Annotated in this window: 26 protein-coding genes; 19 read left to right on the forward strand and 7 right to left on the reverse strand. The window is 70.9% G+C overall.

Translation table 11 applies throughout. The features are described 5' to 3' along the window. Positions 1–26: 26 nt before the first annotated feature. From AB0P25_RS11430 to AB0P25_RS11455, 6 genes are all read left to right on the forward strand, one after another. The gene (locus tag AB0P25_RS11430; protein WP_363807414.1) at positions 27–719 is read left to right on the forward strand and encodes a ThuA domain-containing protein; all 693 of its coding nucleotides are present in this window, start codon (positions 27–29) and stop codon (positions 717–719) included. After that, positions 704–1,801: a Gfo/Idh/MocA family oxidoreductase gene (locus AB0P25_RS11435; protein ID WP_363807415.1), complete on the forward strand. Its 1,098-nt coding sequence runs from the start codon at positions 704–706 to the stop codon at positions 1,799–1,801. The genes AB0P25_RS11430 and AB0P25_RS11435 overlap by 16 nt, the downstream gene beginning before the upstream one ends. Before the next feature lie 42 nt (positions 1,802–1,843). Beyond that, positions 1,844–3,025 (forward strand): ROK family transcriptional regulator, encoded by a 1,182-nt coding sequence (locus AB0P25_RS11440; RefSeq protein ID WP_363807416.1) that lies wholly within the window; start codon positions 1,844–1,846, stop codon positions 3,023–3,025. Between the two features lie 159 nt (positions 3,026–3,184). After that, a complete protein-coding gene (locus AB0P25_RS11445; protein WP_363807417.1) occupies positions 3,185–4,462 on the forward strand; it encodes a multidrug effflux MFS transporter in 1,278 nt (425 codons plus the stop codon). Between the two features lie 45 nt (positions 4,463–4,507). Further along, positions 4,508–5,221 carry a phosphatase PAP2 family protein gene (locus tag AB0P25_RS11450; protein WP_363807418.1) on the forward strand — a complete coding sequence of 238 codons (714 nt, stop codon included), beginning with the start codon at positions 4,508–4,510 and terminating at the stop codon, positions 5,219–5,221. 10 nt (positions 5,222–5,231) lie between these two features. Beyond that, positions 5,232–7,115 (forward strand): helicase HerA-like domain-containing protein, encoded by a 1,884-nt coding sequence (locus tag AB0P25_RS11455; protein WP_363807420.1) that lies wholly within the window; start codon positions 5,232–5,234, stop codon positions 7,113–7,115. Here the strand turns inward: AB0P25_RS11455 and AB0P25_RS11460 are convergent. The 3 genes from AB0P25_RS11460 to AB0P25_RS11470 form a co-directional block, all read right to left on the reverse strand. After that, entirely contained in the window at positions 7,112–7,933 is an 822-nt protein-coding gene (locus tag AB0P25_RS11460; protein WP_363807421.1) for an aminoglycoside phosphotransferase family protein, read from the reverse strand. The genes AB0P25_RS11455 and AB0P25_RS11460 overlap by 4 nt on opposite strands. Positions 7,934–7,946: 13 nt before the next feature. Next, complete coding sequence (locus AB0P25_RS11465; RefSeq protein WP_363807422.1) at positions 7,947–8,513, reverse strand: hypothetical protein; 567 nt, start codon at positions 8,511–8,513, stop codon at positions 7,947–7,949. A 93-nt stretch (positions 8,514–8,606) separates the two neighbouring features. Continuing rightward, complete coding sequence (locus tag AB0P25_RS11470) at positions 8,607–9,050, reverse strand: DUF1801 domain-containing protein (protein ID WP_363807424.1); 444 nt, start codon at positions 9,048–9,050, stop codon at positions 8,607–8,609. Between the two features lie 252 nt (positions 9,051–9,302). On the opposite strand from AB0P25_RS11470, the gene AB0P25_RS11475 reads away from it, so the two are divergent. The 6 genes from AB0P25_RS11475 to AB0P25_RS11500 are packed head-to-tail and all read left to right on the forward strand — an operon-like array spanning position 9,303 to position 13,962. Beyond that, entirely contained in the window at positions 9,303–9,608 is a 306-nt protein-coding gene (locus AB0P25_RS11475; RefSeq protein ID WP_363807425.1) for a hypothetical protein, read from the forward strand. After that, positions 9,605–10,843 (forward strand): hypothetical protein, encoded by a 1,239-nt coding sequence (locus tag AB0P25_RS11480; RefSeq protein WP_363807426.1) that lies wholly within the window; start codon positions 9,605–9,607, stop codon positions 10,841–10,843. The genes AB0P25_RS11475 and AB0P25_RS11480 overlap by 4 nt, the downstream gene beginning before the upstream one ends. Before the next feature lie 10 nt (positions 10,844–10,853). Continuing rightward, on the forward strand, positions 10,854–11,219 hold the full coding sequence (locus AB0P25_RS11485) for a hypothetical protein (RefSeq protein ID WP_363807427.1): 366 nt from the start codon (positions 10,854–10,856) through the stop codon (positions 11,217–11,219). Beyond that, positions 11,216–11,548: a hypothetical protein gene (locus AB0P25_RS11490; protein WP_363807429.1), complete on the forward strand. Its 333-nt coding sequence runs from the start codon at positions 11,216–11,218 to the stop codon at positions 11,546–11,548. The genes AB0P25_RS11485 and AB0P25_RS11490 overlap by 4 nt, the downstream gene beginning before the upstream one ends. Positions 11,549–11,608: 60 nt before the next feature. After that, the gene (locus AB0P25_RS11495; RefSeq protein ID WP_363807431.1) at positions 11,609–13,279 is read left to right on the forward strand and encodes a SulP family inorganic anion transporter; all 1,671 of its coding nucleotides are present in this window, start codon (positions 11,609–11,611) and stop codon (positions 13,277–13,279) included. Between the two features lie 11 nt (positions 13,280–13,290). Continuing rightward, positions 13,291–13,962, forward strand: a complete 672-nt coding sequence (locus tag AB0P25_RS11500; protein ID WP_363807432.1) for a GAP family protein — start codon at positions 13,291–13,293, stop codon at positions 13,960–13,962. Here the strand turns inward: AB0P25_RS11500 and AB0P25_RS11505 are convergent. Then, the gene (locus AB0P25_RS11505; RefSeq protein WP_363807433.1) at positions 13,959–14,384 is read right to left on the reverse strand and encodes a hypothetical protein; all 426 of its coding nucleotides are present in this window, start codon (positions 14,382–14,384) and stop codon (positions 13,959–13,961) included. The genes AB0P25_RS11500 and AB0P25_RS11505 overlap by 4 nt on opposite strands. A gap of 46 nt (positions 14,385–14,430) precedes the next feature. Here AB0P25_RS11505 and AB0P25_RS11510 point away from each other — a divergent pair, with 46 nt between their 5' ends. From AB0P25_RS11510 to AB0P25_RS11520, 3 genes are read left to right on the forward strand one after another with little or no spacing between them, the layout of a single operon-like run. After that, complete coding sequence (locus tag AB0P25_RS11510; protein ID WP_363807435.1) at positions 14,431–14,754, forward strand: helix-turn-helix transcriptional regulator; 324 nt, start codon at positions 14,431–14,433, stop codon at positions 14,752–14,754. After that, the gene (locus tag AB0P25_RS11515; RefSeq protein ID WP_363807437.1) at positions 14,751–15,167 is read left to right on the forward strand and encodes an SRPBCC domain-containing protein; all 417 of its coding nucleotides are present in this window, start codon (positions 14,751–14,753) and stop codon (positions 15,165–15,167) included. The genes AB0P25_RS11510 and AB0P25_RS11515 overlap by 4 nt, the downstream gene beginning before the upstream one ends. Positions 15,168–15,225: 58 nt before the next feature. Then, positions 15,226–17,931 carry an Ig-like domain-containing protein gene (locus AB0P25_RS11520; RefSeq protein ID WP_363807440.1) on the forward strand — a complete coding sequence of 902 codons (2,706 nt, stop codon included), beginning with the start codon at positions 15,226–15,228 and terminating at the stop codon, positions 17,929–17,931. Between the two features lie 21 nt (positions 17,932–17,952). On the opposite strand, the gene AB0P25_RS11525 is transcribed toward AB0P25_RS11520, so the two are convergent. After that, positions 17,953–18,510 (reverse strand): TetR/AcrR family transcriptional regulator, encoded by a 558-nt coding sequence (locus tag AB0P25_RS11525; protein ID WP_363807442.1) that lies wholly within the window; start codon positions 18,508–18,510, stop codon positions 17,953–17,955. A gap of 122 nt (positions 18,511–18,632) precedes the next feature. Between AB0P25_RS11525 and AB0P25_RS11530 the strand changes: the two genes are divergently transcribed. The 3 genes from AB0P25_RS11530 to AB0P25_RS11540 are packed head-to-tail and all read left to right on the forward strand — an operon-like array spanning position 18,633 to position 21,010. Further along, complete coding sequence (locus AB0P25_RS11530) at positions 18,633–19,202, forward strand: hypothetical protein (protein ID WP_363807444.1); 570 nt, start codon at positions 18,633–18,635, stop codon at positions 19,200–19,202. Further along, the gene (locus AB0P25_RS11535; RefSeq protein ID WP_363807446.1) at positions 19,199–20,689 is read left to right on the forward strand and encodes an NAD(P)/FAD-dependent oxidoreductase; all 1,491 of its coding nucleotides are present in this window, start codon (positions 19,199–19,201) and stop codon (positions 20,687–20,689) included. The genes AB0P25_RS11530 and AB0P25_RS11535 overlap by 4 nt, the downstream gene beginning before the upstream one ends. Positions 20,690–20,704: 15 nt before the next feature. Beyond that, positions 20,705–21,010, forward strand: coding sequence for an EthD family reductase (locus AB0P25_RS11540; RefSeq protein ID WP_363807449.1), 306 nt, complete (start codon positions 20,705–20,707; stop codon positions 21,008–21,010). 61 nt (positions 21,011–21,071) lie between these two features. Here the strand turns inward: AB0P25_RS11540 and AB0P25_RS11545 are convergent, their stop codons facing one another. Further along, entirely contained in the window at positions 21,072–21,665 is a 594-nt protein-coding gene (locus AB0P25_RS11545; protein ID WP_363807450.1) for a TetR/AcrR family transcriptional regulator, read from the reverse strand. Between the two features lie 88 nt (positions 21,666–21,753). Between AB0P25_RS11545 and AB0P25_RS11550 the strand changes: the two genes are divergently transcribed. Beyond that, complete coding sequence (locus AB0P25_RS11550; protein ID WP_363807451.1) at positions 21,754–22,182, forward strand: DUF6069 family protein; 429 nt, start codon at positions 21,754–21,756, stop codon at positions 22,180–22,182. Here AB0P25_RS11550 and AB0P25_RS11555 read toward each other — a convergent pair. After that, entirely contained in the window at positions 22,179–25,265 is a 3,087-nt protein-coding gene (locus AB0P25_RS11555) for a glycoside hydrolase family 38 C-terminal domain-containing protein (protein ID WP_363807453.1), read from the reverse strand. The genes AB0P25_RS11550 and AB0P25_RS11555 overlap by 4 nt on opposite strands. Between the last annotated feature and the right edge of the window lie 37 nt (positions 25,266–25,302).

Raw genomic sequence — 25,302 nt, forward strand, 5'->3', positions numbered from 1 at the left:
GACCGACCCCGACCCACGAAGGAAGCATGAGCAAGCACGCACTGATCGTCCGCGGAGGCTGGGACGGGCACATGCCCGTCGAGACCACCGACCTGTTCATCCCGTTCCTCCGCGACAACGGCTTCGACGTCCGGGTCGAAGAGGGCACCGCCGTCTACGCGGACGAGGACTACCTGGCTGACGTGGATCTGATCGTCCAGGTCAACACCATGAACACCATCGAGGACGGGGAGTTCCGGGGCCTGCGGAACGCCGTCCTCAACGGGACCGGCATGGCGGGCTGGCACGGCGGCATCGCCGACTCCTACCGGAACAACGCGGACTACCTGCACATGATCGGAGGGCAGTTCGCCCACCATGCGGGCAAGGACCCGGCCGAGCGCGTGGGCGACCAGAGCGACAACTACATCCCGTACACCGTGCACATCACCGACTATGGGAAGACGCATCCGATCACCGAGGGGATCGAGGACTTCGACCTCGTGACGGAGCAGTACTGGGTGCTGAGCGACGAGTACAACGACGTGCTCGCCACCACCACGCAGGAGGTCCGTCCCTGGGACGCCTGGAACCGTCCGGTGACCTCGCCCGCGATCTGGACGCGCCAGTGGGGGAAGGGGCGCATCTTCGTCTCGGCTCCCGGCCACCGGCTGGAGATCGTCGAGAGCCGTCCGGTTCGCACCATCATCGAGAGGGGGCTGCTGTGGGCCGCCCGTTGAACGTCGGCGTCATCGGCGTCGGAGTGATCAGCAAGCAGTACTTCGAGCACCTGCCGCAGCTGCCGAACCTGCACCTGACCGCCGTCGCCGACCTGGACCTCGACCGCGCAGCCGTCGTCGCCGCCGAGCAGGGGGTCGAAGCGCTGTCGGTCGACGCCCTCCTCGCCGACCCGCGGGTCGACGTGGTGCTCAACCTGACGATCCCGGCCGCGCACGCGGAGGTCGCGCTCCGTGCGCTCGACGCGGGAAAGCACGTCTACGGCGAGAAGCCGCTCGCGCTGTCCACTGCCGAGGCCGCGCCCATCCTCGAGCGCGCCGCTGCGCGGGGGCTGCGCGTCGGGAGCGCCCCGGACACGGTGCTCGGGACGGGCATCCAGACGTCGCGGGCGCTCCTCGACGAGGGCGCGATCGGCGACCCGGTCGCGGCCGCAGTCGCCTGGACCGCGCCCGGGCACGAGCTGTGGCATCCGGCGCCCGCGTTCTACTACCAGCCGGGCGGCGGGCCGCTGTTCGACATGGGGCCGTACTACCTCACCAGTCTCGTCACCTTCTTCGGGCCGGTGGTCCGCGTCTCCGGCGCCACGGGGCGCTCGACGCGGGAGCGCCGGGTCGCCACTGGTCCGCTCGCCGGCTCCGTCGTGCCGGTCGACGTGGACACGCACGTCACCGCGATCCTGGAGCACGCGTCCGGCGTCATCTCGACCGTGACCGTCTCGTTCGAGGTGTGGGCGTCGCGCTCGCCGAAGTTCGAGGTCTACGGCACCGCGGGAACCCTGGCCGTGCCGGACCCGAACATGTTCTCCGACACCGTGCAGCTCGCCACGGCCGACGATCGCGACTTCCGCGACGTGGATCCGGTGGCCGGTTACGCCGACGCCGGACGCGGCTACGGCCTGGCCGACCTGGCGCGGGCGATCGAGACGGATCGGCCGGCCCGGGCCTCCGGCGAGCTCGCCTTCCACGTGCTCGAGATCATGGAGTCGGTGCTCCGCGCGGGTGCGACCCACGAGGTCGTGGAGCTGTCCTCGACGGTCGAACGTCCGGCGCCCGTGCCTCACGGCGCGCGCCCCGACACGTGGTGACCGGCCGGCGCCGACCGTCGCGCCGGTAGGGTTGCCTGCGACATGGACGGCAGGACGAGCCCGGGGACGAACCTCGACACGGTGCGGCGGCACAACCTCGCCGCCGTGCTCGGGCTGGTGCACCGGGACGGTCCGCTCGCCCGTTCCGCGCTGACCCAGGCGACCGGGCTCAACCGGTCGACGGTCGGGGCTCTGGTCGGCGAGCTGACCGCGCTGGGCCTCGTCCGCGAGCGGGAACCTGCGTCGAGCAACCGCGTCGGACGTCCGTCACCGGTGGTCGAGGCGGACGGGCGGGTTGTCGCGCTCGCGATCAACCCCGAGATCGACGCGGTGACCGTCGGCGTCGTCGGCCTGGACGCGACTGTGCGCCGCCGGCTCCGGTACCCGACGGGCCGCATCCCGACCGCCGCGGAGGCCGTGGAGATCGTCGCCGCCGCGATCGCGCAGCTGCGTCCGGAGCTGAGCGCCGCGAGCCGCCTCGTCGGCATCGGCGTGGCCGTCCCGGGCCTCGTGCGCGAGGAGGACGGGATGGTCCGCCTCGCCCCGCACCTCGGCTGGGTGGACGAGCCGTTCGCCGCGGAGCTGTCCGCCGCGACCGGCCTGCCCGTCCACGCCGCCAATGACGCCAACCTCGGCGCGGACGCCGAGCGGCTGTTCGGCGCGGGACGCGGCGCGAGCGACCTGGTGTACCTCAACGGCGGTGCCTCCGGCATCGGCGCGGGCGTCATCGCGGGCGGCCGGCCACTGACCGGCATCAGCGGGTACGCGGGTGAGCTCGGGCACACCCTGGTCAACTCGGCGGGAGTCCGCTGTCACTGCGGGGCGACCGGGTGTCTCGAGACCGAGGTGAGCCAGCGCGCGCTGTTCCGGGTGCTCGGCCTGGAGGCCGCGGATGCGGACGAACTGGAGCGGGCGCTGGATGCCGCACTCGCCGCCGGCGACGCCGCCGTGCGCGCCGAGGTCGACCGGCAGATCGGGTTCCTCGCCGTCGCGCTGCGGAACGCCACCAACATCTTCGCGCCGGAGCTGATCGTGCTCGGCGGGTTCCTCGGCGCCTTGCACGCGCTCGACCCCGAGCGCCTGCCGCGGCTGGTGGGGGAGCAGGCGCTCGCCGCGAGCGCCGAGCGATTGTCGATCGTGCGCGCGGCGTTGGGCTCGGACATCCTCATGATCGGGGCCGCGGAGCGCGCGTTCGGCCCGCTGCTCGCATCGCCCGCGTCCTGACCTGTTCCCGCCGCGAACGTTCACGCACGTCGTCCATGCGCACGTTCACATTCCGGGGCGGCCTCGTATAACATGGGACGTATCCGATGGCTCGAATCGATTCGAAGCCCGGGTCCCCGCACCGCGTCCCCGACGCGGTGCTCTCTTCTGCTGCGTCCGATGGCGGGCGCGCGCCTATCCGCCCCCAGACTCGCCAAGGACCTTCTCGTGACCACCGTCGTGCATCCCGGAGACTCGCTCTCCGGCCGCCAGCGCCTCGCCTACATCCTCATCCTGGGCGCCCTGACGGCACTCGGACCGTTCACGATCGACACCTACCTGCCGGCGCTGCCGACGCTGCAGAACGACTTCCAGGTGTCGACCGCAGCAATCCAGCTCACGCTGACGGCCACGACGATCGGCTTCGGCGTCGGGCAGCTGCTGGTCGGCCCGTGGTCGGACAAGATCGGCCGCCGCACCCCGCTCATGGTCGCGACCGCCGTCCACATCATCGCGTGCCTCGCGGCGGCGATCGCCCCGAACGTCGAGCTGCTCGGCGTCGCCCGTGCCCTGCAGGGCATCGGCGCGGCCGCCGGCGGCGTCGTCGCGATGGCCATGGTCCGCGACCTGTTCGGCGGCCGTCCGCTGGTCCGGATGCTCAGCCGCCTCGCGCTGGTGAACGGCCTGGCCCCGGTGCTCGCGCCGGTGATCGGATCCTGGCTGCTGCTCGTCATGCCGTGGCGCGGCATCTTCGTCGTGCTCGCCGTCTACGGCCTGTTCGTCGTGACCTGCGTCGCCCTGTGGATCGTCGAGACGCTTCCGAAGGCGCGTCGCCACGACGCCGGTCACTCCACCGTCGGCCAGCGCTACAAGAACGTGCTGAGCGACCGCCTGTTCGTCGGCATCGCGATCGTCGGCGCCGCCAACTTCACGGGGCTGTTCTCGTACCTGTCCTCGAGCTCGTTCATCTTCCAGGAGATCTACAAGTTCAACGCGCAGGAGTACGGCCTGCTGTTCGCGGTCAACTCGATCGGCATCATCATCGGCGTGCAGTCGGCGTCGCGCCTGACCAAGTACGTCGGCCCGCAGTGGATCCTCGCCTGCTCCACGATCGTCATGTTCGTCGCGTCCGTCACGATCGTGGTGCTCGACCAGGCGCACGTCGGTCTCTGGGGCATCGCGATCCCGCTCTGGTTCTTCATCGCGGCGTGCGGATTCGGCTTCCCCTGCGTCCAGGTGCTGGCGCTGAACGGCCACGGCGCCGAGGCCGGGACGGCGGCGAGCCTGCTCGGCGCGCTCAACTTCGGGACTGCCGGGATCATCTCGCCGATCGTCGGCATCCTCGGCGTCGGCAGCGCCGTCCCGATGGCCACCGTCATGGCGATCTGCGCGCTCATCTCGATCGCGTCGCTGTGGCTGGTGGTGCGGCCTCGTACGGTCCCCGAGCTCGCGCACTGAGTCGTCCCTAGGCGGCGCATGCCGCGGCGGGTACGTTGTCGTGTCATGAGCGCTGCCGAACCCTCTCCCGTGAAACCGGACGCCGAAGGGCACGATGTCGCCGGAGCGCGGCGCGTAACCAACCGGTGGCCGGTCATCGCGGCGTCCGTGGCGGTCGCGCTGGTGGTCGTGCTGGGCATCATCATCGCCCTGCGTCCCAAGCTGCCGTTCGGCATCGACACCGAGTGGATGGGCGAGATCGTCGAGCACCGCTCCCCGCTGTGGCTCGGGCCCGCGCTGTTCTTCAACTACGCGGGAGGCGGGATCGTCGGATCGTTCGTCGTGCCGCTCGTGATCTTCCTGCTGCTGCTCGCGTTCCGAAGGCCGTGGGGAGCCGCCTTCTTCGCGATCGCGAGCATCGTGTCGGTCGTCTGCGTGCAGATCCTCAAGCACACCGTGGGACGGGCGCGGCCGACCGAGATCCTGGTGCACGCGGACACGGGTTCATTCCCGTCCGGGCATACGGCCAACGCGGCGACGATGGTGGTCGTGCTCGGCATCCTGTTCCCGCGGGTGTGGGTGTGGATCCTCGGCGTCGTCTGGGCGGTGCTCATGGCGATCAGCCGGACCTACCTCGGCGCACACTGGGTGAGTGACACGATCGGCGGACTGATCCTGGGCGCCGGCGTCGCGATCATCGTGTGGACGCCGCTGGCGCACCGCCTCGCGTTGGAGGCGACGCAACCGCATCCCTTCTTCCTGTCCAGGGCGCGCCAGTAGAGTGTCCGGCATGAGCGACGCGGACGCGCTGGCGAAGGCGCAGGCCGAGGCCCAAGCGGCCGCGGATGAGGCGGAACGGCTGCAGGCGGAAGCGGCGGAGGCCGTGCGCAAGGCGCAGGAGGCGTCCGCGGCGGCGGAGGCGCGGGCGACGTCGCTGCGCGAGGCTGCGGCGGCCGCCGCTGCGACGGCGGCTGCGGCGGCGGCGCCGGCTGCGCCGACAGCACCGGCGGGCGCGGATACGACCGCGGGTCCGCTCGACGCCTCCGAGGTGGAGGCGGTCCGCGCCGGCTACGCCTTCGACGGAGCTGTGCTCGAGCTCGGCGCGCTCGTCAACGGCAACCCGCAGCCCGCCGTCCCGATCCGCATCCCGATCGCGATGACGAACCGGCACGGACTGGTCGCCGGCGCGACCGGCACCGGCAAGACCAAGACCCTGCAGGTGCTCGCCGAGCAGCTGTCCGCCGCCGGCGTCCCCGTCTTCGCCGCCGACATCAAGGGCGACCTCTCCGGCATCGCGACGCCCGGCCAGCCGAACGACAAGCTCCTGGAGCGCACCCGCGGCATCGGCCAGGAGTGGACGCCTCGAGCCGCGACGACCGAGTTCTTCTCCCTCGGCGGTGTCGGCGCCGGCGTCCCGATCCGCGCGACCGTCGCCGGCTTCGGGCCGCTGCTGCTCTCGAAGGTGCTCGGCCTCAACGACACCCAGGAGTCGAGCCTCGGGCTGGTCTTCCACTATGCCGAGCAGGCCGGCCTCCCGCTCCTGGATCTCGCCGACCTGCGCGCCGTGCTCACGTATCTCACGAGCGACGACGGCAAGGAGGAGCTCACCGGGCTCGGCGGACTGTCCGCGGCGACGGTCGGCGTCATCCTGCGCGAGCTCATCGCGTTCGCCGACCAGGGCGCCGACGCGTTCTTCGGCGAGCCCGAGATCGACACCGCGGAGTTCCTGCGGCTCGCTCCCGACGGCACCGGCGTCGTCAGCCTGCTGGAGGTGCCGGGCGTGCAGGACAAGCCGGCGCTCTTCTCCACGTTCCTCATGTGGCTGCTCGCCGACCTCTTCAACGACCTGCCCGAGGTCGGCGACCTCGACAAACCGAAGCTGGTGTTCTTCTTCGACGAGGCCCACCTGCTGTTCCGGGACGCGTCGAAGGACTTCCTGGCCTCCATCACCCAGACCGTGCGGCTCATCCGGTCGAAGGGCGTCGGCATCTTCTTCGTGACGCAGACGCCCAAGGACGTGCCGTCGGATGTGCTCGCGCAGCTCGGCTCGCGGGTGCAGCACCAGCTCCGCGCATTCACCCCGGACGACGCCAAGGCGCTCAAGCAGACCGTGTCGACGTATCCGACCTCCGGGTACGACCTCGCGCAGGTCCTGCAGTCGCTCGGCACCGGCGAGGCCGTCGTGACGGTGATGAACGAGAAGGGCGCGCCCACGCCGGTCGCATGGACGCGCCTCCGCGCGCCGCAGGGCTCGATGTCGCCCGCACCGGCGGATCAGGTGCAGGCGACGATCGCGGCGTCGCCCCTGCAAGCGAAGTACGGGACCCCGCTCGACCGGGATTCGGCGCGCGAGATGCTGGGACGCAAGCTGGATGCGGCGGCCGCCGCCGCGGCTCAGGCGCAGGCCGAGGCGGACGCGGCCAAGGCGTCCGCCGAAGCGCAGAAGCAGGCCGAAGCGCAGGCGAAGGCCGACGCCAAGGCGCAGGCGGCCGCGCAGAAGGAGTACGAGCGCATCCTGCGCCAGACGGCGCCGCGGACGACCTCCCGGTCGACATCGCGCCGGAGCTCATCGTCGAACAAGACGGTGCTGGAGCAGGTGCTCGGATCGAAGGCGACGCGCGACATCCTCGGCAGTGTCGTCGAGGGCATCTTCGGCACCCGGCGGCGGCGCTAGGGCGCGAGCAGAGCCCGGGCGCGGACGGCGATCCCGTGCGCGACCGACCCGTCGCCGCCGTCCTGGGCCGACCACAGGCTGGACAGCGCACCCCACGCGAGCGCCCACGAGAGCACGCGCCGCGGCGTCATCCCGGTCTCGGCCGCGATGATCGCGACCGTGCGCTCCAGCCGCCCCGGCGCGAGCGCCACCGCCGCGTCCGGGTTGCAGAGGATGTTCGCGACGTCGAATCCCGGATCGCCGTGCAGCGGCTTCGGGTCGATCGCCAGCCAGCCGCGCTCGCCGAAGCGAAGGACGTTGCCGTGATGCAGGTCGCCGTGCAGGACCACGTCACCGGAGGGATGGGACAGCAGCTCGTCGACCGTCCGCGCGGCGGCTGCGAGCATCCCGTCCGGGTCCGTGCCGTCGGAGCTCAGGAGATCGCGGAACCAGCGCCGCAGGTCGAACAGATCCGTGGGCCGAGGCCCACGCCCCGCCGCGTGGAGCCGCCTCCCGACCCGGCAGAGGATGCGCGCCGCCTCGTCGTCGCCGTCGGTCCCGGACCGCGCCAGGGCGGTGAGTCCGCCATCGTCGTCCGCGCGCTCGAGCAGCACCGCATCCCCATCGCCCGCGAGCACCCGCGCCGCGCCCTCGCCGTCCCACCAGCGGAGGACCGCGTTCCCGGCCCGCTCCTCGCCCGACGTCGCCAGCTTCAGGAACGCGCGCTCGTCGTTGCGCCGCACAGGCTGCAGAACGCTCGACGCGGTTGCGAAGGCGGCGCCGTCCGGGCGGACCCCCAGGCGTTCGCAGACCGCGGCCAACGCGTCCTCGGGCAGCACGATGCGGCCGCCGTCAGGGACGCAGGTGGAGGCGTTCGAACCAGTACAGCAGCCGCGGCCAGGTGCGCCGCAGCTGGTTGAGTGTCATCGGCTCGTCCGGCCGGGTGACCGGAACATCCAACTCCTCCGCCACCCGCTCCATGTCGGCGAGCGACCAGAACTGGCCCCGCATCCGGATCAGGAGGCGGCCCTGCGAGGACGCGACGAAGAGCTGGGGGAGGACGTCCAGCGTGCTGCCCTCGTACATCTGCACCAGGATCACCGCGCCCGCCTCGCCCGGCGCGACGTGCACCGTCCGCCCGAAGAACCCGCGCTCCCGCACGCCGTCCGCGCTGATGCTGATGGTGGTGTTGAGGAACGACGCGACCCCGACGACCGTCGCCCCGATGACCACGAGATGGGCGATGAGCACATACGGCCAGGCCGGCCCGGGGATGGTGAGCCAGTAGATCACGGCGAACACCGGAGTCGTGAGGGCGAGCACCGCGATGATGCCGCGCATGAACAGGTGCCGATGCGGGCGCAGGACGGTCACGCGGGTCGACCCCGCATCCCGATCCACGTCTGTCTGCTCACTCACCCGATGAGCTTGACCGATTCGGGCGAACCCCGGTAGCGGCATTTTGGGGGACACCCGTTCAGGGGTGCAGCCGCCCGCGCGGGCGGATCGGGGTCAGCCCGCGGCGCGGATCACCAGCTCGCGGATGCGTTCCTCGTCGGCCGAGGTGAGGTCCAGGATGGCGAACGCCGTGGGCCACATCGTCCCGTCGTCGAGGTGTGCGGGGTCGTTGAACCCGAGCGTGGAGTAGCGGTACTTGAACTTCGAGGCCGGCTGGAAGAAGCAGAATGTCTTCCCGCCGACGGCGTACGCCGGCATCCCGTACCAGAGCTTCGGCCACACGTCGGGCACGCTCTCCGTCACGATCGCGTGGACGCGCTCGGCGAGCCGGCGGTCGTGCTCCGGCAGCTCGGCGATCTTCTCCAGCAGGTCGCGGGTGTCGTCCTCCCGGCTGGCCTTGCCGCGCCGCTGGCGCTTGACCTCGGTCGAGCGCTCCTTCATGGCGGCGCGCTCCTCGTCGGTGAAGGCGGGGGCTGTGGTGTCTGTCGTCTTCGTCATGGTTCTGACGATAGGGCGGGCGGGTGGGGCGCGGCTTCTCCGAAACTGCTCGGATACAGCGGCGTCACGATCGGTAGAACGCTTCGTCTTCTAGAGTGACGGGTTCATCCGTCCGGTCGAGGCTCGGGTGGTCCGGCCGTTTCGTGAGGAAGCGGGGCGCGGATGCGAGTGGTACCGGTACTCAGTGCTGTTGCGGTGGGCGTCGTCCTCGTTGCGGGTCTGACAGCCTGCTCGATGTTCAAGGATCGGTTGATGACTCCAGACCCTCCAGTTCGGGAACTGCAGCGCGAGGCCGCCCTCTTCTACCGGGACTGGTCACAGCCGGACGTCGAGAGGATTCGGTTCACTCAGGATGGTGGCAGGCCGGGGCTGGGTGCGTCGTGGAGAGTGAATGCGGTAGCCACCGTGAAGGGCGTGGATTACGAGGTGCTCATCACCCCGCACAGCGCAGTAGGTTTCGTCGGAGACAACGGTGAGCCTCCCGAAGCGCCAACCCCTTCGCCGCGCCTGCCGTTGACGGTGATGTACAGCGACGGAACATCCGAGGTGATCGAGTGACGACCGCCGAAGAGTACTTGCGTCTTGCAGACGAGGCGTACTCGGTCGATCCTTTGCGGCACCATCCTCCGCATACGAAGGGCAAGCGGTTCTGTGTTCGCGTCGATCCCGCCGGCACACTGCAACGGTACGAAGTTCTTGATTCCGAGAACCACGAGGCCAACGGTTTCCAGGCGATGGCTGTCGCGCCGGTCGTGAACGGTGTGGTGGACACGTCCCACGTCGTGGTCGTCTATGCGGGCACCAACCCTGACCATCGGGCGGACATCCTCGAGGACGTCTCCACGGTGATCGGGGGCAAGAACGGACCGGGATCGCAGGTGCTGGACGCGCACTTCTTCGCCGATCGGGTGCGAGCTCGGTATCCGCAAGCGACGATGTCGACCGTGGGGCACTCGCTGGGCGGGTTCCTCGCGTTGCTGGTCGCGGCGGAGAACGACTGGGATTCCACCACGTTCAACGCGCCCGACCCGTGGGATTCGCTGACCGGGCGGACCAAGGACAGGCTGAAGGCCGCCACCAAAGCGGGCCGGAACCGGCTGCACAACTATGTCAACGTGTGGGACGTCGTCGGGAACATTCTCGGCAACAGGACCGGTGCCGCCGACTACGTCGCCGACGAACCCGGGCGGGACGCGCCCAGCTACCACGACATCGGCAAGGACAAGGCGTTCAGCTTCAACCCCGATGGTTCGATCGCCGGCGCGGGGGCGAAGGGCCGTCGCCTCGAGGACGTGATCGGAAACGCGGTCGACACGATCGCCCCGGGCGCATCGATCACCCTCTCCCCGGGCATCTCGGTGCTCGCCGGCATCGCCCGAAGCCCAGCGGCGATGGCGTCGCTGGCCAAGTACGCGTCCGGAGCGATGATCGCGGTGAACTCCGCCGCCGCGCTCGGTTTGGCGTCGAGCATCGCCGGCACCGCGTCCGCGTTGATACAGGTCAAGGAGGCGAACGGCCGGATCCTTCCACGGATGGAGGCGGGTTTACTGGCGGCGAAGAACGCTGTGGCCGGTCTGCCGTACATCACCGCATACGACATCGACCTATGCGTGGACGTGAACAGGTTGCATGTTCGGCAGAACGTGGACGAACAAGCGGTTCACCGCGTCGCCCGACTGGTCGATGAGCACCTGGTCCTGGTCGGCCAGCTCAGCGACGGGATCACCCGGTCCGTGACCCACACCCTCGAACACGACGCCCGCTGGGCGATGAGCTTTGGCTTGCAGAAGTGAGGGGCGCCTGATGTCGAATCACGGTGCGCTTGACCCGGCGACGTTCGTGCAGGAGCTTTTCGGCGGGATCGAACGCGAACTCCAGACCGGTGCCGGCGAGGTCCAGGCCTGGATCCAGGCGCAGGTCCACGGTGTGGCGGTGGGGCTCCTGCACAGCATGCTGCCTCCGCTCGTCCACGCGAACTACGTCGCCGTCAAGGTCAGCGAGTCCACCACCGTGCTTCCCGCGCACGCCGGCATCCACACCGCCCTGGGCGCGGCGGACGTCAGCAACGGTGTGCTCGCCGGCGCTGTCGGCGACAAAGTGAAACAGGGCCTCACCGAGCTGACCCGGCGAAGCGACTACTCCGAAGGGGTGAACAGCATCCGATGGTGACCCACCGAACGCTCCACGAACTCGACGACGCTCACGCGGACCAGCGCACGCGCGCACGACTGCGAATCGACCTGGCGGAGCAGTACGTCCACGACTATCGTTCCCGCGTCCGGGACGTGCAGGAACGGTTCCACGAGCTCGCCGCTCGCGACGGCGTCGGCGACGACACCGGCTTCCGCGAGGAACTGCGTCGCACCTCCGTCATCGTCGACGAGAAGGTCGCACGCGCGGGCCGCCAGATCGCCGAGCTGGAAGACGAGTACGACCAGCTGCTGCGCGCCCAGACCGACGAACGCGAGTCCTTCCTCGCGCGATCGGCCGCGGACTAGCGTCTAGACGCCCCGAAACCCCTGGCGATACCCTGCCCGCACGTCACGAGGGGAGCGCGCATGGCCGACGCAGGCACCGCGGCACCGCCGCGCCGCCTGCTGCCCGGCCTCACCCGCCGCAACCTCGTCCGCGAACTCCTCGCCGGCGTGACCCTGCTGGCCATCGCTATCCCGCTCAACATCGGCTACGCGCAGATCGCCGGGCTACCGCCGACCGCCGGGCTGTACGCGCTGGTCCTCCCGTCGATCCTCTACGCCCTCACGGTGAGCTCCCGGCAGGTCGTCGCGTCGCCGGATGCGGCGGCCGCGGCGCTCGTCGCCTCCTCCGTCGGCGGGCTCGCTGTCAGCCAGGGGAACTACATCGCCCTGACGCTCGCGCAGGCGCTGATCGGCGGCGCGCTGTTCCTGCTGAGCGCGATCTTCAAGCTCGGGTTCCTGGCGAACTTCCTCTCCAAGCCGATCCTGGTCGGCTTCGTCGGCGGTCTCGCGCTCGACATCCTGGTGTCGCAGGTCGCCAAGATGCTCGGCGTGAAGATCGACTCCGGCGGGGAGTTCGTGGACAAGCTCGTCGGCCTGATCGGGGGGCTCTCGGGCGTCAACGTCTGGTCGGTGCTGATCTCGGCCGGGTCGCTCCTCATCCTGCTCGCCGGGCGGCGCATCGCGCGCGCCGTGCCGTGGGCGCTCATCGTTCTCGTCCTCGCCACGATCGTCGTGCTGCTCACCGGCGCCGAGTCCGCGGGCGTCTCGGTGCTCGGAAAGGTGGAGGCCGGCCCGCCCCGCCTCACGTGGCCGGTGATCGACTGGGGGCAGTGGCTCGCGGTCATCCCGTCGGCCATCGCGCTGACGTTGGTGACGATGGGGGAGGGGCTGCTCGTGTCGCGGTCCTACGGCGAGCGCCGCGGCTACGCGACAAGCCCCAACCGCGACCTGTTCGCCTTCGGCCTCGGCAACCTCGGCGCCGGAGTGAGTGGCGGCTTCTTCGTCGGCGCGTCCACGTCCCGCACCGCGGCGATGGACCAGGCCGGCTCGCGCACCCAGCTCCCATCGCTCGTCACCGCGGCCGGAACGCTGCTTCTCCTCGTCTTCGGGACGGCGCTGCTCGAGGACATCCCGTCTCCCGTCATCGGCGCGATCGTCGCCGTCGCCGTCGTGCCGCTGCTCGGAATCCCGGACTTCATCCGGTTGTGGTCTCTCGACCGGTTCGAGTTCGCCGTCGGCGCGGTGTGCTTCCTCGGCGCGGTGTTCATCGGACCGATCGCCGGGATCGTGATCGCGTTCGTGCTCGCGGTCGTCAACGTCACCAGGCGGGCGGCGAACCCGCCGATCGACACGCTGTCGTCCGACGGCGACCCGACCCACTCCCTGCTCGACCCGGCCGACCCGGGGACGCTGACCGCGCCGGGCGTGGTCGTCATCCGACTGGCCGCGCCGCTGTTCTTCGCGAACAGCACCGCGTTCGGGGAGGCCGTCACCTCCGCGGTCACCGCGACCGGGGCGCGACAGGTCGTCCTCGACATGGAGGCGGTGACCGACGTCGACGTGACCGGCGCGGAGGCGTGGGAGTCGATGCGGGCGTTCCTGTCCGCGCGGGAAGTCGGCCTCGCGCTGAGCCGCGTCCGCCCGGGGATCCTCGACCGGCTGCACCAGCTCGGCCTCGACAAAGGCATCACCGTCTTCGACACCAACCGGGCGGCGATCGCGGCCCTGCGGACCGACGCGGACGCCCGCTGAAAGGACTTCTGGTGCTCCAGGCAATCGGAGAGGTGCTGCCGCTGGCGGTCGGCATCGCGATCAGCCCCATCCCGATCATCGCGGCCATCCTGATGCTGCTCTCGCCGCGCGCCCGGTCGACCGGCGTCGGCTTCCTCGTCGGCTGGGTCGTCGGCATCCTGGTCGCCGTCGTCGTGTTCAGCCTCCTGTCCGGCCTCATCCCCGCGGCGGATCCCGACGCCTCCCAGCCGATCGTGGGCGTGATCGAGATCGTGCTCGGTGTGCTGCTGCTCCTCCTGGCGCTGCGCCAGTGGCGGTCGCGCCCGCGTGCCGGCGAGACCGCGGCCCTGCCGAAGTGGATGGACGCGATCGACGACATGACGGCCGCGCGTGGGCTCGTGCTCGGGTTCCTGCTCGCCGCGATCAACCCGAAGAACCTGCTGCTGGCCGCCTCCGCCGGCGTGACGATCGGCACCGCCGGCCTGTCGGTCGGGTCGGCGGTGGTCGTCATCGCCGTGTTCACGCTGATCGCCGCGATCTCGGTGCTCGTCCCGGTGGTCGGCTACCTGGTCGCGGCGTCGGCGTTCCGCGGACCGTTGAACGCGCTCCGCGGCTGGCTGGTGGACCACAACGCCGCCGTCATGTCCGTGCTGCTGCTGGTGATCGGCGTCGCGGTCATCGGCAAGGGGATCGCCGCCTTCTAGGAGGGTCCGCCCGCCCTGACCCGCTCGCGGATCATCCGGAACGACGTGTTGAGCACGGACGCGGCGAGCAGCACCAGGTAGATCGCCCAGAAGGCGGCGTCCCCCGCGTGCAGGTACCGCGTCAGCTCCCAGGTCTCCTGAGTCGCCAACAGTGCTCCGCCCGCCGAGACCGCGAACCATCCCGTCCCCGAGGCGCGGAACAGCCGCGCGCGCGACCCGACCGACGGATCGGCCGCGATCAGACGGCGCGTGAGGAAGTACATCACCGGCGGCAGCAGCCACCAGTACCGCGACGGCAGGGCTGTGTCCTCCTTCGCGATCGACGACTCGATGCGGTGCAGTTCCACCGAGCCCTGGAACAGGGGACCGGCGACGAGGAACCACGCCCCGATGAAACTCGCCCAGACGACCAACGCCTCCACGGACCCAGTCTAGACAGGTGACCCTAGAGTCACCTATTGTGTCGGTATGAGCACCGACGACGTCATCCAGGCGATCGCGGATCCCACGCGCCGCCGGCTGCTCGACGCCCTCCGTGAGCAGGACGGGCAGCCCATCGCATCCCTCACCGAGAGGGTCGCGCCGCTCGGGCGCCACGTCGTGCTCAAGCACATCCACGTGCTCGAAGCAGCCGACCTCGTCGTCACCCGCAAGGTGGGGCGCCAGCGGCTGTGCTATCTCAACGCGGTGCCCATCGTGCAGCTCGCCGAACGCTGGATCGACGACTTCGGCGCACGCACGGCATCCGGACTCACCGCACTGAAGAGGGATCTGGAAGGAAAGACACCATGACCGAGGACCGCGTCTACCGCGTCCGCATCGACGCCACGCCCGAAGCGGCGTGGGCGGCGATCACCGAGCCCGCCCGCACCGCCGCCTGGTACTACGGCTCCGAGGTGCGCACGACCTGGACGGTCGGCGAGCCCCTGGAGTACTACGCCGGCGACGAGCTGCAGATCACCGGCGCCCTCCTGTCGTACGACCCGCCGCGCTCGTACAGCCACCAGTTCATCGCCGCCTGGTCGGGCGAGCGCGAGGACCAGGGCACGCTCACCTGGACCGTGGAGCCCGACGGAGACGGGTGCGTCGTGACGCTCGTGCACGCCGGCGGTCACGGGCAGGAGACCGTGGACGGCTCCCGCTACATCATGGACGCGCTGAAGGCGTACCTGGAGGGAGCGGAGGTTCCGCGCGCCGCGGGCTGAGTGCGCGGGCCGTACGCCGGGTCTGGCCGCCGAGCGGTCGCCCGGCCATACTGCCCCCATGGCGCGATTCGGGATGCGGAGCGGCATCGGAGCGCTGGCGGCGCTCGCCGTCGGAGCTCTCCTGGCTCTCGGGGTGCCCTCCGCTCCCGCCTCCGCGACGTTCGCCACCCAGTGCAACGCGCCCACCCGCACGCTCGACCCCGCCGCCTCGTCGGTGAGCCTCGCGCCGGGGGAGACGGTGCTGCTCGCGTCCGGGACGTTCACCGGCGGTGTGGATGCGCTGCCCTCGGGCGCGACGCTCTGCGTGGCCTCCGGTGCGACCCTCCGGCCGGCGTACCTCAACAACGGCTCGGGTGCGGTGGTGGTCGCGCAGGGCGGCGTCGCGACGTTCCCCTCCCTCTCCGTCGGCACGGGTTTCTCGCTGGGGGCCGAGGGCGCCGTGACGTTCGCCGGGCTGAACGTCAACGGAGCGTCCCGCTTCGTCGTCCCGTCCGGCGGTTCGCTGACGGTGTCCAGCACGTTCTCGCCGTCGGCGGGCGTCTTCGACATCGACGGCACCATGACCGTCGCCGGGGGCCTCAACCTGAACACCGGGGCGACCATCGACAACGCCGGCCGGCTGACCGTGAACGGCGACGCCACCCTGAACGGCCGGTTCGACAACACGGGCCAGGTGCAGATCGCCGGCATCCTCACCCTGAACGGCGGCGCCGTCTTCGCGAACGCCTGCCGCGTGGAGGCCTCGGGCGCACTCACCAACGGCGCCGCCGGTTCCACCAACGCCGGCATCGTGGTCGCGGGCGGCACCTTCCGGAACAACGGCACCTGGCGGCAGTCGGTGGAGGGCCTGCTCGCGTCGACCGGGCTGACGGACGACGGCACCGTCAGCGGATTCGGCGGCTATCAGTTCGCCGGACCGACGAGCGTGCAGGGCAGGTTCACCGGAGACTCGGCCGGGAACCCGATCCAGGTGCAGACGCAGGCGCCGCCCGGCAGCATCTTCGACGTCCAGACCGGCACGATCGCGAACGTGATCCGGGTGGTCACGTCCCGCTCCACGGCGCCCGACGCCCCGCTCTCCGGCTGCAGCTCCAACGTCATGCCGTTCGCCGACCTCGCCGTGTCGAAGCAGGGCCCCGGGGTGGTGCTGCCGAACGGCGACATCGGGTACACCATCACCGTGACCAACCAGGGGCCCGACGATGCGACGGGCGTCGTGGTGCATGAGACGCTTCCGGCCGAGACGACGGGCGTCGTGGATGCCGACGGCGGCACGGTCGCGGGCGGTGCCATCTCGTGGACCGTCGGCTCGCTGGCTGTGGGGGCATCGGCGTCGTTCGCCGTCACGATCTCCCAGGCCGCCCCGGTGGGGACCGTGCTGCACGATGCCGCCGACGCGAGTGCGGACACGGCGGATCCGAACCCGTCGAACAACGACGGCACGAGCGCCGACAGCCAGGTGGACACCGTGGTCGTCGGCACCACGCCGGTCGCCAACAACCCGCCCGTCGCCGACCCGCTGGTGCGGCCGGGCTTCACCGACGAACTGTTATTCGGGCGCGCGACGGCGACCGACCCGGACACCGGGCAGGAGCTGACCTTCACCATCACGACGCCGCCCCCGCACGGCACCGCGGTGATGGTCGCCGGCGGCGGGTTCGCGTACCGGTCGGATCCCGATTTCACCGGCGACGACGCGTTCACCTACACCGTGTGCGACGACGGGGACCCCGTGCTCTGCGATTCCGCCGTGGTGTCGCTGCCGATCAGCCCGACAGCCGTGGACGACAGCGCGGTCACCGGCACGGAGACACCCGTGAGCATCCCGGTCACCGCCAACGACTCGCTCGGGGCGGAGCTGCGGACAGCGCTGGCGGCCGCCCCGGCGAACGGGACGGCGATGGTGGACCCGGCAACCGGCTCCATCACGTACACGCCGGCGGCCGGCTTCACCGGTCAGGACAGCTTCCAGTACGTGACCTGCTCGCCGACGAACACGACGCTCTGTGCGACCGCGACCGTCACGATCGACGTGCGCCCGGTCAACCATCCGCCGGTCGTGGACGCTCTGCATCTCGTCACGATCGTCGGTGTCCCGGTGACCGGCCCGATCGGCGCGAGCGACCCCGACGTCGGCCAGACGCTGGCCTTCGCCCGCGGCATCCCGCCGCGCACGGGGACGGCGTCGGTCGCCGGCGATCGGACGACGTACACGCCGCGGCGGAGCTTCGCGGGCACGGACGCGTACTCCGTCATCGCCTGCGACGACGGGGATCCCGTGCTGTGCGACACCGGTGACGTCACCGTCGACGTGTACCCGGTCGCGTACCCGGACAGCGCATCCACCACCGAGGGGACGTCGGTGAGCATCCCCGTGACCGGCAACGACCTCGGCGCCGTCGGGGCGCCCGCCGTCACCGCGAGCCCGGCGCACGGCACGGTGCGCGTGGAGGGATCGGCGATCGTCTACAGCCCCGACAGTGGCTTCACGGGTACGGACACCTTCGAGTACACGGTCTGCGCGGCCGTCGCCCCGACACTGTGCGCGACCACGACGGTCACCGTCGAGGTCACCGCCTCGCCGGTCGTTCCGCCGGACGTTCCGGGTGGAGGAGGCGGGATGGACACGGCCGAGGTCACCGGTGGTGCGGACGGCCTGCCCGACACGGGATCGTCGACTCCGGTCGGCGGGACGGCAGGGGCCGCGCTGTTGGCGGTGGCGCTGGGAGTGGTGCTCCTCCTGCGGCGGCGGGGGACGACCTGAGACCGATCGATGGGGACCGCCTCAGCGGGACCCGGTGAGCGCCCGCGCGCTCCGCAGGAACGACTGCTCCAGGGCTTCGGTGCGGTCCAGGTACCCGGCGACCATCGCGCCGTCGCGGATGAGCATGAGGTCGTCGGCGACGGCCTGGGCATCGCCCGGGCCCAGGGGCGCGACGATGGTCCGGAACGCGTCCTTGCACCAGGCGCGGTGGGTGTCGACGAGCCTGCGCACGGGGGTCTCGGGGTCGGGATATTCGGCGGCCGCGTTGATGAAGGGGCATCCGCGGAAGCCCTGAAAGCAGGCGAACTCGCCGAGCTGTGCGGCGATGAGCTGGAAGACGCGGTCCGCGTCGCCGTCGGCGGCCTCCATGGCCTGCGTGATCCCGTCGCGTTCCTGCTGCGCCCGGACCTCGAGGTAGGCGACGACCAGGTCCTCCTTGCTCTTGAAGTGCCGGTAGAACGTGACCTTGGTCGTTCCGGCCCTCTCGATCACCTTGTCGACGCTGACTGCCCGGAGACCTTCCGCATAGAACAGCTCGGTCGCCGCGGTCACCAGCGCATCCCGCATCGACGTCTTCACGCTCCCGATCATAGGTAGTCCTTCCTGCGGTGGTTGCGATGCCGGCAAATGTTCACTATGGTGACTTTTCTAAGTAGAGTGACTAGTCATTCTACATCGATTTCTCGACGAACGGACTGCTCATGACCACAACCACCGCCCCCGATGCGCAACGCGCGACGATCGCCACGTCGTTACGCGCGCTCTACTTCGTCCGCTTCGGCTTCGCGATCGTGTGGGCGATCATCATCGCCTTCACGGCCGCGGCCGTCACACCGCTCAGCGCGACCCTGCTCGTGCTCTACCCGGTCTTCGACCTGGCCGCCGCCGTGATCGACCACCGCGTCTCGCGGGGCACGCGGTCGGCCGGGCTGCTGTACGTGAACATGGCGCTGAGCCTCCTCGCCGCCGTCGGGCTGGCGTTCGCGGCCGGCTCGGGGCGGTCGGCGGTGCTCCTGGTCTGGGGGCTCTGGGCGATCACGGCCGGCGCCGTGCAGCTGATCGTCGGCATCTCGCGACGCTCCCTCGGCGGCCAGTGGCCGATGATCCTGAGCGGCGGCATCTCCGTCCTCGCGGGGGCCGGCTTCGCGTTGCAGTCCGCCGGCTCGTCCGCGTCGCTCGTCGGCCTCGCGGGCTACGCCACCCTGGGAGGGATCTTCTTCCTGGTGTCGGCCATCCGTCTGTCGCGCGCCGCCAAGGCGGGCGCCCGATGAGCGCGGACGTGTACGACGTCATCGTGATCGGTGCGGGCCCCGTCGGCGAGAACGTGGCCGACCGTGCGGTCCAGGGAGGTCTGACGGCGGCGATCGTGGAGGCCGAGCTGGTCGGCGGAGAGTGCTCCTACTGGGCGTGCATGCCCACGAAGGCGCTCCTGCGCGACGCCGCCGCGCTGCGCGCTGCGCGGAGCCTGCCCGGCGCGGCCGCGGCGGTCACCGGGCGACTGGACACGGCCGCCGTGCTGCAGCGCCGGGACCGCTTTGCAGCACACTGGCACGACGATGGACAGGTCTCCTGGCTCCAGAGCGCCGGCATCGCGCTGGTCCGCGGCCACGGCCGCCTCGCCGGGGAGCGCACGGTGACCGTGACGCGACCCGACGGCGGCGCCACCATGCTGGAGGCCCGCCACGCGGTCGTCATCGCGACGGGCACCAGCGCGGCCGTCCCGCCGATCCCGGGCCTCGCGGACGCGAGGCCGTGGACGAGCCGGGAGGCCGTGGCGGCCGAGCGCATCCCCGAGCGGCTGGCGATCATCGGCGGCGGTGTCGTCGGGGCCGAGCTGGCAACGGCCTACAGCGCGTTCGGCACGGCCGTGACGCTCATCGCTCGCGACGGGCTGCTTCCCCGCGTCGAGCCCTTCGCCTCGGAGCAGGTAGCGACCGCGCTGGCCGCGGACGGCGTCCGCCTCCTGATCGGCGCCGAGCCGACCGAGGTGACGCGTCACGGCGACGGCACCGTGAGCATCGTCCTCGCGGCCGGTGAGACCGTCCAGGCGGACGAGGTGCTGGTCGCGACCGGCCGCCGGGCGAACACCGGCGACCTGGGCCTCGAGACCGTCGGCCTCGTGCCGGGCGGCTGGCTCCGGGTCGACGAGAGCCTGCGCGTCGTCGACGAGTCCGGCGTCCCTGTCGCGGGCGGCGGGCTCTACGCGGCGGGCGACGTCAACGGCCGCGCGCTGCTGACGCACCAGGGCAAATACCAGGCGCGGGCCGCGGGCGACGTCATCGCCGCGCGCGCCCGGGGCGGCGAGGTCGACGACGCCCCCTGGGGGCGCCACGCGGCGACGGCCGATCACGTCGCCGTCCCGCAGGTGATCTTCACCCATCCGGAGATCGCGTCGGTGGGCCACACGCTCGCCAGCGCGACCGCGGCCGGGCTGGGGGTCCGGCCGGTCGAGTACGACCTCGGCGCGGTGGCCGGAGCCTCCCTCCACGCCGACGGCTACACCGGCTGCGTGAGCATGCTGATCGACGAGGATGCCGGCACGATCGCCGGTTTCACCGCGGTCGGCCCCGACACCGCCGAGCTCGTCCACGCCGCCACGGTCGCGATCGCCGGCCAGGTGCCGATCGAACGGCTCTGGCACGCCGTCCCCGCCTACCCGACCATGAGCGAGCTGTGGCTGCGCCTGCTGGAGACGGCCGGCAGCGACACCCGCACCCGGATCCACCCCACCGAACAGCTCGTCACGAGCGACCGATAAGAAGGAAGAACAGCCATGCCCACCAAGATCACCCTCATCATCGACAACCCGTCCGACGCCGCCGCGTTCGAGGACGCGTACGCGGAGGTCGAGACGCTCGCACGCCGCCTCCCGGGGCTGCGTCGCGTGGAGGCGGCCAAGGTCTGGCCGAAGGAGGACGGCAGCCCGACCCCCGCGCACCGCACCCTCGACCTCTACTTCGACAGCTACGAGGACGCCTCCGCCGCCGTCGCCACCCCGGTGGCCGGCGAGTTCTTCCAGCGTCTGGTGGGGACCGGGACGCCGTTCACCGGGTTGTTCTCGGACATCGCCGAGGACTGACATCCCGCGACGAGGGCGGGCTCGCTCCAGAAGGAGCGGGCCCGTTCGCCGTCTCAGGGGTCTAGACGCCGGGCGCGTCGAGGGCGGGCAGCACGACGAAGTCGACCAGCTCGCGCACGGCCCGCTCGTCGAGGGACTGCCTACGGAGCACGACGCTGCCGAAGGCGGCGGTCGGCACGATCCCCGCGATCAGTCCCACCCGAACGGTGGGGGAGACGACACCGCGCTCGATCCAGCGCTCGATGACGGCGACGAGGGCCTGGAGGGGCGGCTGACCGACATCGCGGTACGCCGCCTCGTAGAGCTCGGCGTCGGTGCCGATCGCCGTCAGCAGACTCGCGAGCACACGACCGGAACGTCCGTCGGCCCCGGCGAAGTGCATCGCCGCCGCGAACAGATCGCCGCGCAACGTGCCGGTGTCGGGGAGTTCCGGCGGCACCTGCGAGGCCCGCACGGCGGCGACGACGAGGTCCACCTTGGTCTCCCAGCGCCGATAGATGGCGGACTTGCCGCAGTGGGCGCGTTCGGCCACCGCGGCGATCGTCGTGCCGCCGTATCCCGCCTCGATCAGCAGGTCTTGTGTGGCCTCGAGGATGCGTCCCTCCAGCTCTTCGACGCGGGGGCGACCGGAGGGGCGGGTGGCGAGGGAGGCCATGAGCCTATTGTACCTTTCGGGATTCGGCAGTACCGTAATCTATTACGGTACTGATTGGAACCGTAAATCCGTCCGATAGGAGTGCATCATGGTCTCCACCGCCGTCCCCTCGGCCGCTCCCGCTCGCTCCAAGCGTGCGGCCGTCATCCTCAGCATCGCCGTCGCTGCGGCGATCGCCGTGAACGCCGCGATCGCGGCCGTCGCCGTCGCCCTCGGGGTCCCCGCTTCCTACGGCCCGGTCACCGTTCCCGCCTACGTATCGATGACGATCCTCGGGATGGTCGCCGGCTGGGTGGGTTGGCGGGTGATCGCCCGCCGGGCGGCGCACCCGCGGCGCGCCCTGGCCATCGCGGTCCCGGTGGTGCTCGCCCTCTCCTTCGTGCCCGACATCCTCCTCGCGACGCTCCGCTTCATCCCGGGCACCACCGTCCCCGCGGTGATCGCGCTGGCGCTCATGCATGTGGCGACGGTCGCGATCGCCGTCCCGGCCTACGCGCTCGCGTCGCGCCAGCGTTAGGAGGTCGCGGGGCGCAGCCGCAGCCGCACGGTGACGATCTCGAACGGATGGAGCGTGAGCTCGACGCTTTCGTCACCGGCCCAGGAGCCCTCTCCGGTCTCCCGCTCGAGCACATCCGTCCTCCAGGCTTCCGCGAACGGCACGCCGAACATCAGGGCGGCGTGCGTGCGGGCGCCCTGTGACTCGAACAGGCGCACGACGAGATCGCCGGATCGATCCTCCGCGAGCTTCACCGACTCCACCAGAACCGACGGAGCCGAGACCGCCACGAGCGGCGCGACCGTATCGCCGGAGGCGCGCTGCACGGTTCGGGGAAGGAGATTCAGTGCGTAGCCGGCGCGGGCGGCATCCAGGGGCGTGGCCGCGAATCCCACCGAGCTGCGGAACACATGGACCCCCTGGTCGGCCGTGGGGTCGGGGAAGATCGGCGCGCGCAGCAGCGACTGACGCACCTGCGTGGTCGTCCCTCCGTCGGGTCGGACACTGCGGGTGACGTCGTGCCCGTAGGTGGAGGCGTTCGCCACCACCGCGCCGAATCCCGGCTCCGCGACGTGCACCCAGCGGTGGGCGACCGTCTCGTACCGGGCGGTGTCCCAGGAGGTGTTCGCGAAGGTGGGCCGATCCACATGCCCGAACTGGATCTCGGAGGCGTAGGAGTCCGCCCGGAGGTCGAGCGGGAAGGCCAGCTTCAGCAGTTTCTCCCGCTCGTGCCAGTCCACCTCTGTCTCGATCTGCAGGTTAGTGGCATCGGCGGCGAGCCGGTACCGCTGGGTGACGGACGAGCGGCCGACCGAGTGACGCACCACCAGCGCGCCGCCGTCGATCTCCACACGGTCGGGCGAGCGGAGTTCGGTGACGCTGTTCGCATACGAGCGGTCGAGGTCCCACGCCTCGAACAGATTCGGGCGGTCGCGGAAGAGCTGGAGGATCGCCCCGGCCTCGCCCGCCGGGATGAGGTCCCGACCCGACGCCAGGTCCTGCAGCGAGACCAGCAGGCCGTCGGCGTCGAACCGGGCTCGTACGCGTTCGTTGCACAGGTCGACACCGTCGTCGGTGCGCACCGGCGCCGGATGCTCGGCGCCGGTCGCGGGCCCGGCGCTCAGTGGCGCAACACCTTCCAACGGCACGGGCGCCGCGTTGAAGCGGACCGTCGCCTCGCCGACGCCCGCGAGAGCGCGCTGGGCCACCGCGATCAGCGACTCGAGCTCCCGCTCGATGCGCTGGTACGCGGCCTCCGCCTCCTGGTGCACCCAGGCGATCGCCGAACCGGGGAGGATGTCGTGGAACTGGAGCAGCAGCACCGTCCGCCAGATCGCCTCGAGCTGTTCGTACGGGTACTCCGCGAGGCCGCGGACGGCGGCGGACGCGCTCCACAGCTCCGCCTCACGCAGCAGGTGCTCGCTGCGCCGGTTGCCGCGCTTGGTCTCCGCCTGCGACGTGGAGGTGCCGCGGTGGGTCTCGAGGTAGAGCTCTCCCGTCCACACGGCAGGCGCGCGGAGTCCGGCCTTCGCGCGCTCGAAGAACTGCGCGGGGGAGCCGAGGGTCACCCGGGGCGACCCCTCCAGGTCGTGAGCGCGGTGAGCGGCGCCCAGCATTTCGCGGGTGGGGCCGCCGCCGCCGTCCGACCAGCCGAAGAGGGTCGCCGAAACGTCCGAGGCGCCCTTCTCGGCGAACTGGCGCTGCGACTTCGCCAGGTCCGCGCCGCTGAGATCCGAACCGTAGGTGTCGTTCGGCGGGAAGTGGGTGAAGATACGGCTGCCGTCGATGCCCTCCCAGAGGAAGGTGTGATGCGGGAGAACGTTGGTGTCGTTCCACGACATCTTCTGGGTGAGGAAGTTGTCGGTTCCGGCCGACAGGGCGATCTGCGGGAACGCGGCCGTGAAGCCGAATGTGTCCGGGAGCCACGCCTCGCGGGCGATCAGCCCGAACTCCTGCTGGAAGAACCGCTGGCCCTGGAGGAACTGCCGCACGAGCGACTCGCCTCCCGGCATGTTCAGGTCGCTCTCGACCCACATCCCGCCGACCGGGACGAACCGGCCCTCGGCGACGCGCTCGCGGATGCGCTCGAACAGTTCGGGATAGTGCTCCTTCACCCAGGCGAACTGCTGGGCGCTGGAGGCGGCGAAGACGAACTCGGGGTCGTCATCCATGAGGTCGAGGACGTTGGAGAAGGTACGCGCCGCCTTGCGGACGGTCTCCCGGGTCGGCCAGAGCCACGCGGAGTCGAGGTGCGCGTGGCCGATGGCGACGATCGAGTGGGCGGAGGCGTGGGCGGGCGCCGCGAGCGCCGGGGCGAGCTCGGCCCAGGCGGCCGCCGCGGAACCCGCGATGTCGTCGGGATCGAGGGCGTCGCACATCCGGTCGAGCGCGCGGATGATCTCGGCCCGGCGAGGGAGGCCCGCGTCGAGTTGGCGCGCCAGCCCCGCGAGCACGGACGCATCGGACAGCAGCTCGCTCACATCCCGGTCGCGCTGGACGAGCGCGACGTTCTGGAGGGTGTAGATCGGCTCCGAGCCGGCCGTCGCCTTGTCTCCGAGGTGCGACACGGGCGGACGAGGGGCTGGCATGAACGGACCCGGCAGCCCGGCCCCGCCGTCGGAGGTGATGCGGGGCGACACGAAGAAGTGGGCCAGCATGTTCGGGTTGGAGGCGGCCTCGACGTAGAGATCGATCCGCCGCTCGTGCGGATCGAGGTCGACGGCGTTGTTGAACGGTTCGAGGCCCTTGAGGATGGTCCCGTCCGGGCGATAGAACATCCCCTCGGACTGGAACGCCGGGACGAGTCCGGAGAAGCCGAGGTCGACGACGGCCTGCAGCGTCGTCCCCTCCGCATCCGTGGTCCAGCCGGCCGGGACCTCGCCGGTCAGGTGGAACCATGTGGTGCCCCAGGGCTTGCTCCACTTCTGCCCGACCTGGAAGGGCGTGAACGTCTGGGCCACCGCCTCGGTGAACGGGACCGGCTCGTCCGGCACCTCCCAGGCGGTGATCGTGAGGGGGAGGCTGCGGCGGTGCAGCGCGGGCGCCAGCTGGTCGCGGACGACGTTCGCGACGCGATGCTCCACCCGGTCGAGTTCATCGGTCATGAGGGGAAGGCTAACAGAAAGTTCCGTGTGGAACATT

Origin of the sequence: Leifsonia sp. NPDC077715, assembly GCF_040686855.1 — a bacterium.
Lineage (GTDB): Bacteria > Actinomycetota > Actinomycetes > Actinomycetales > Microbacteriaceae > Leifsonia.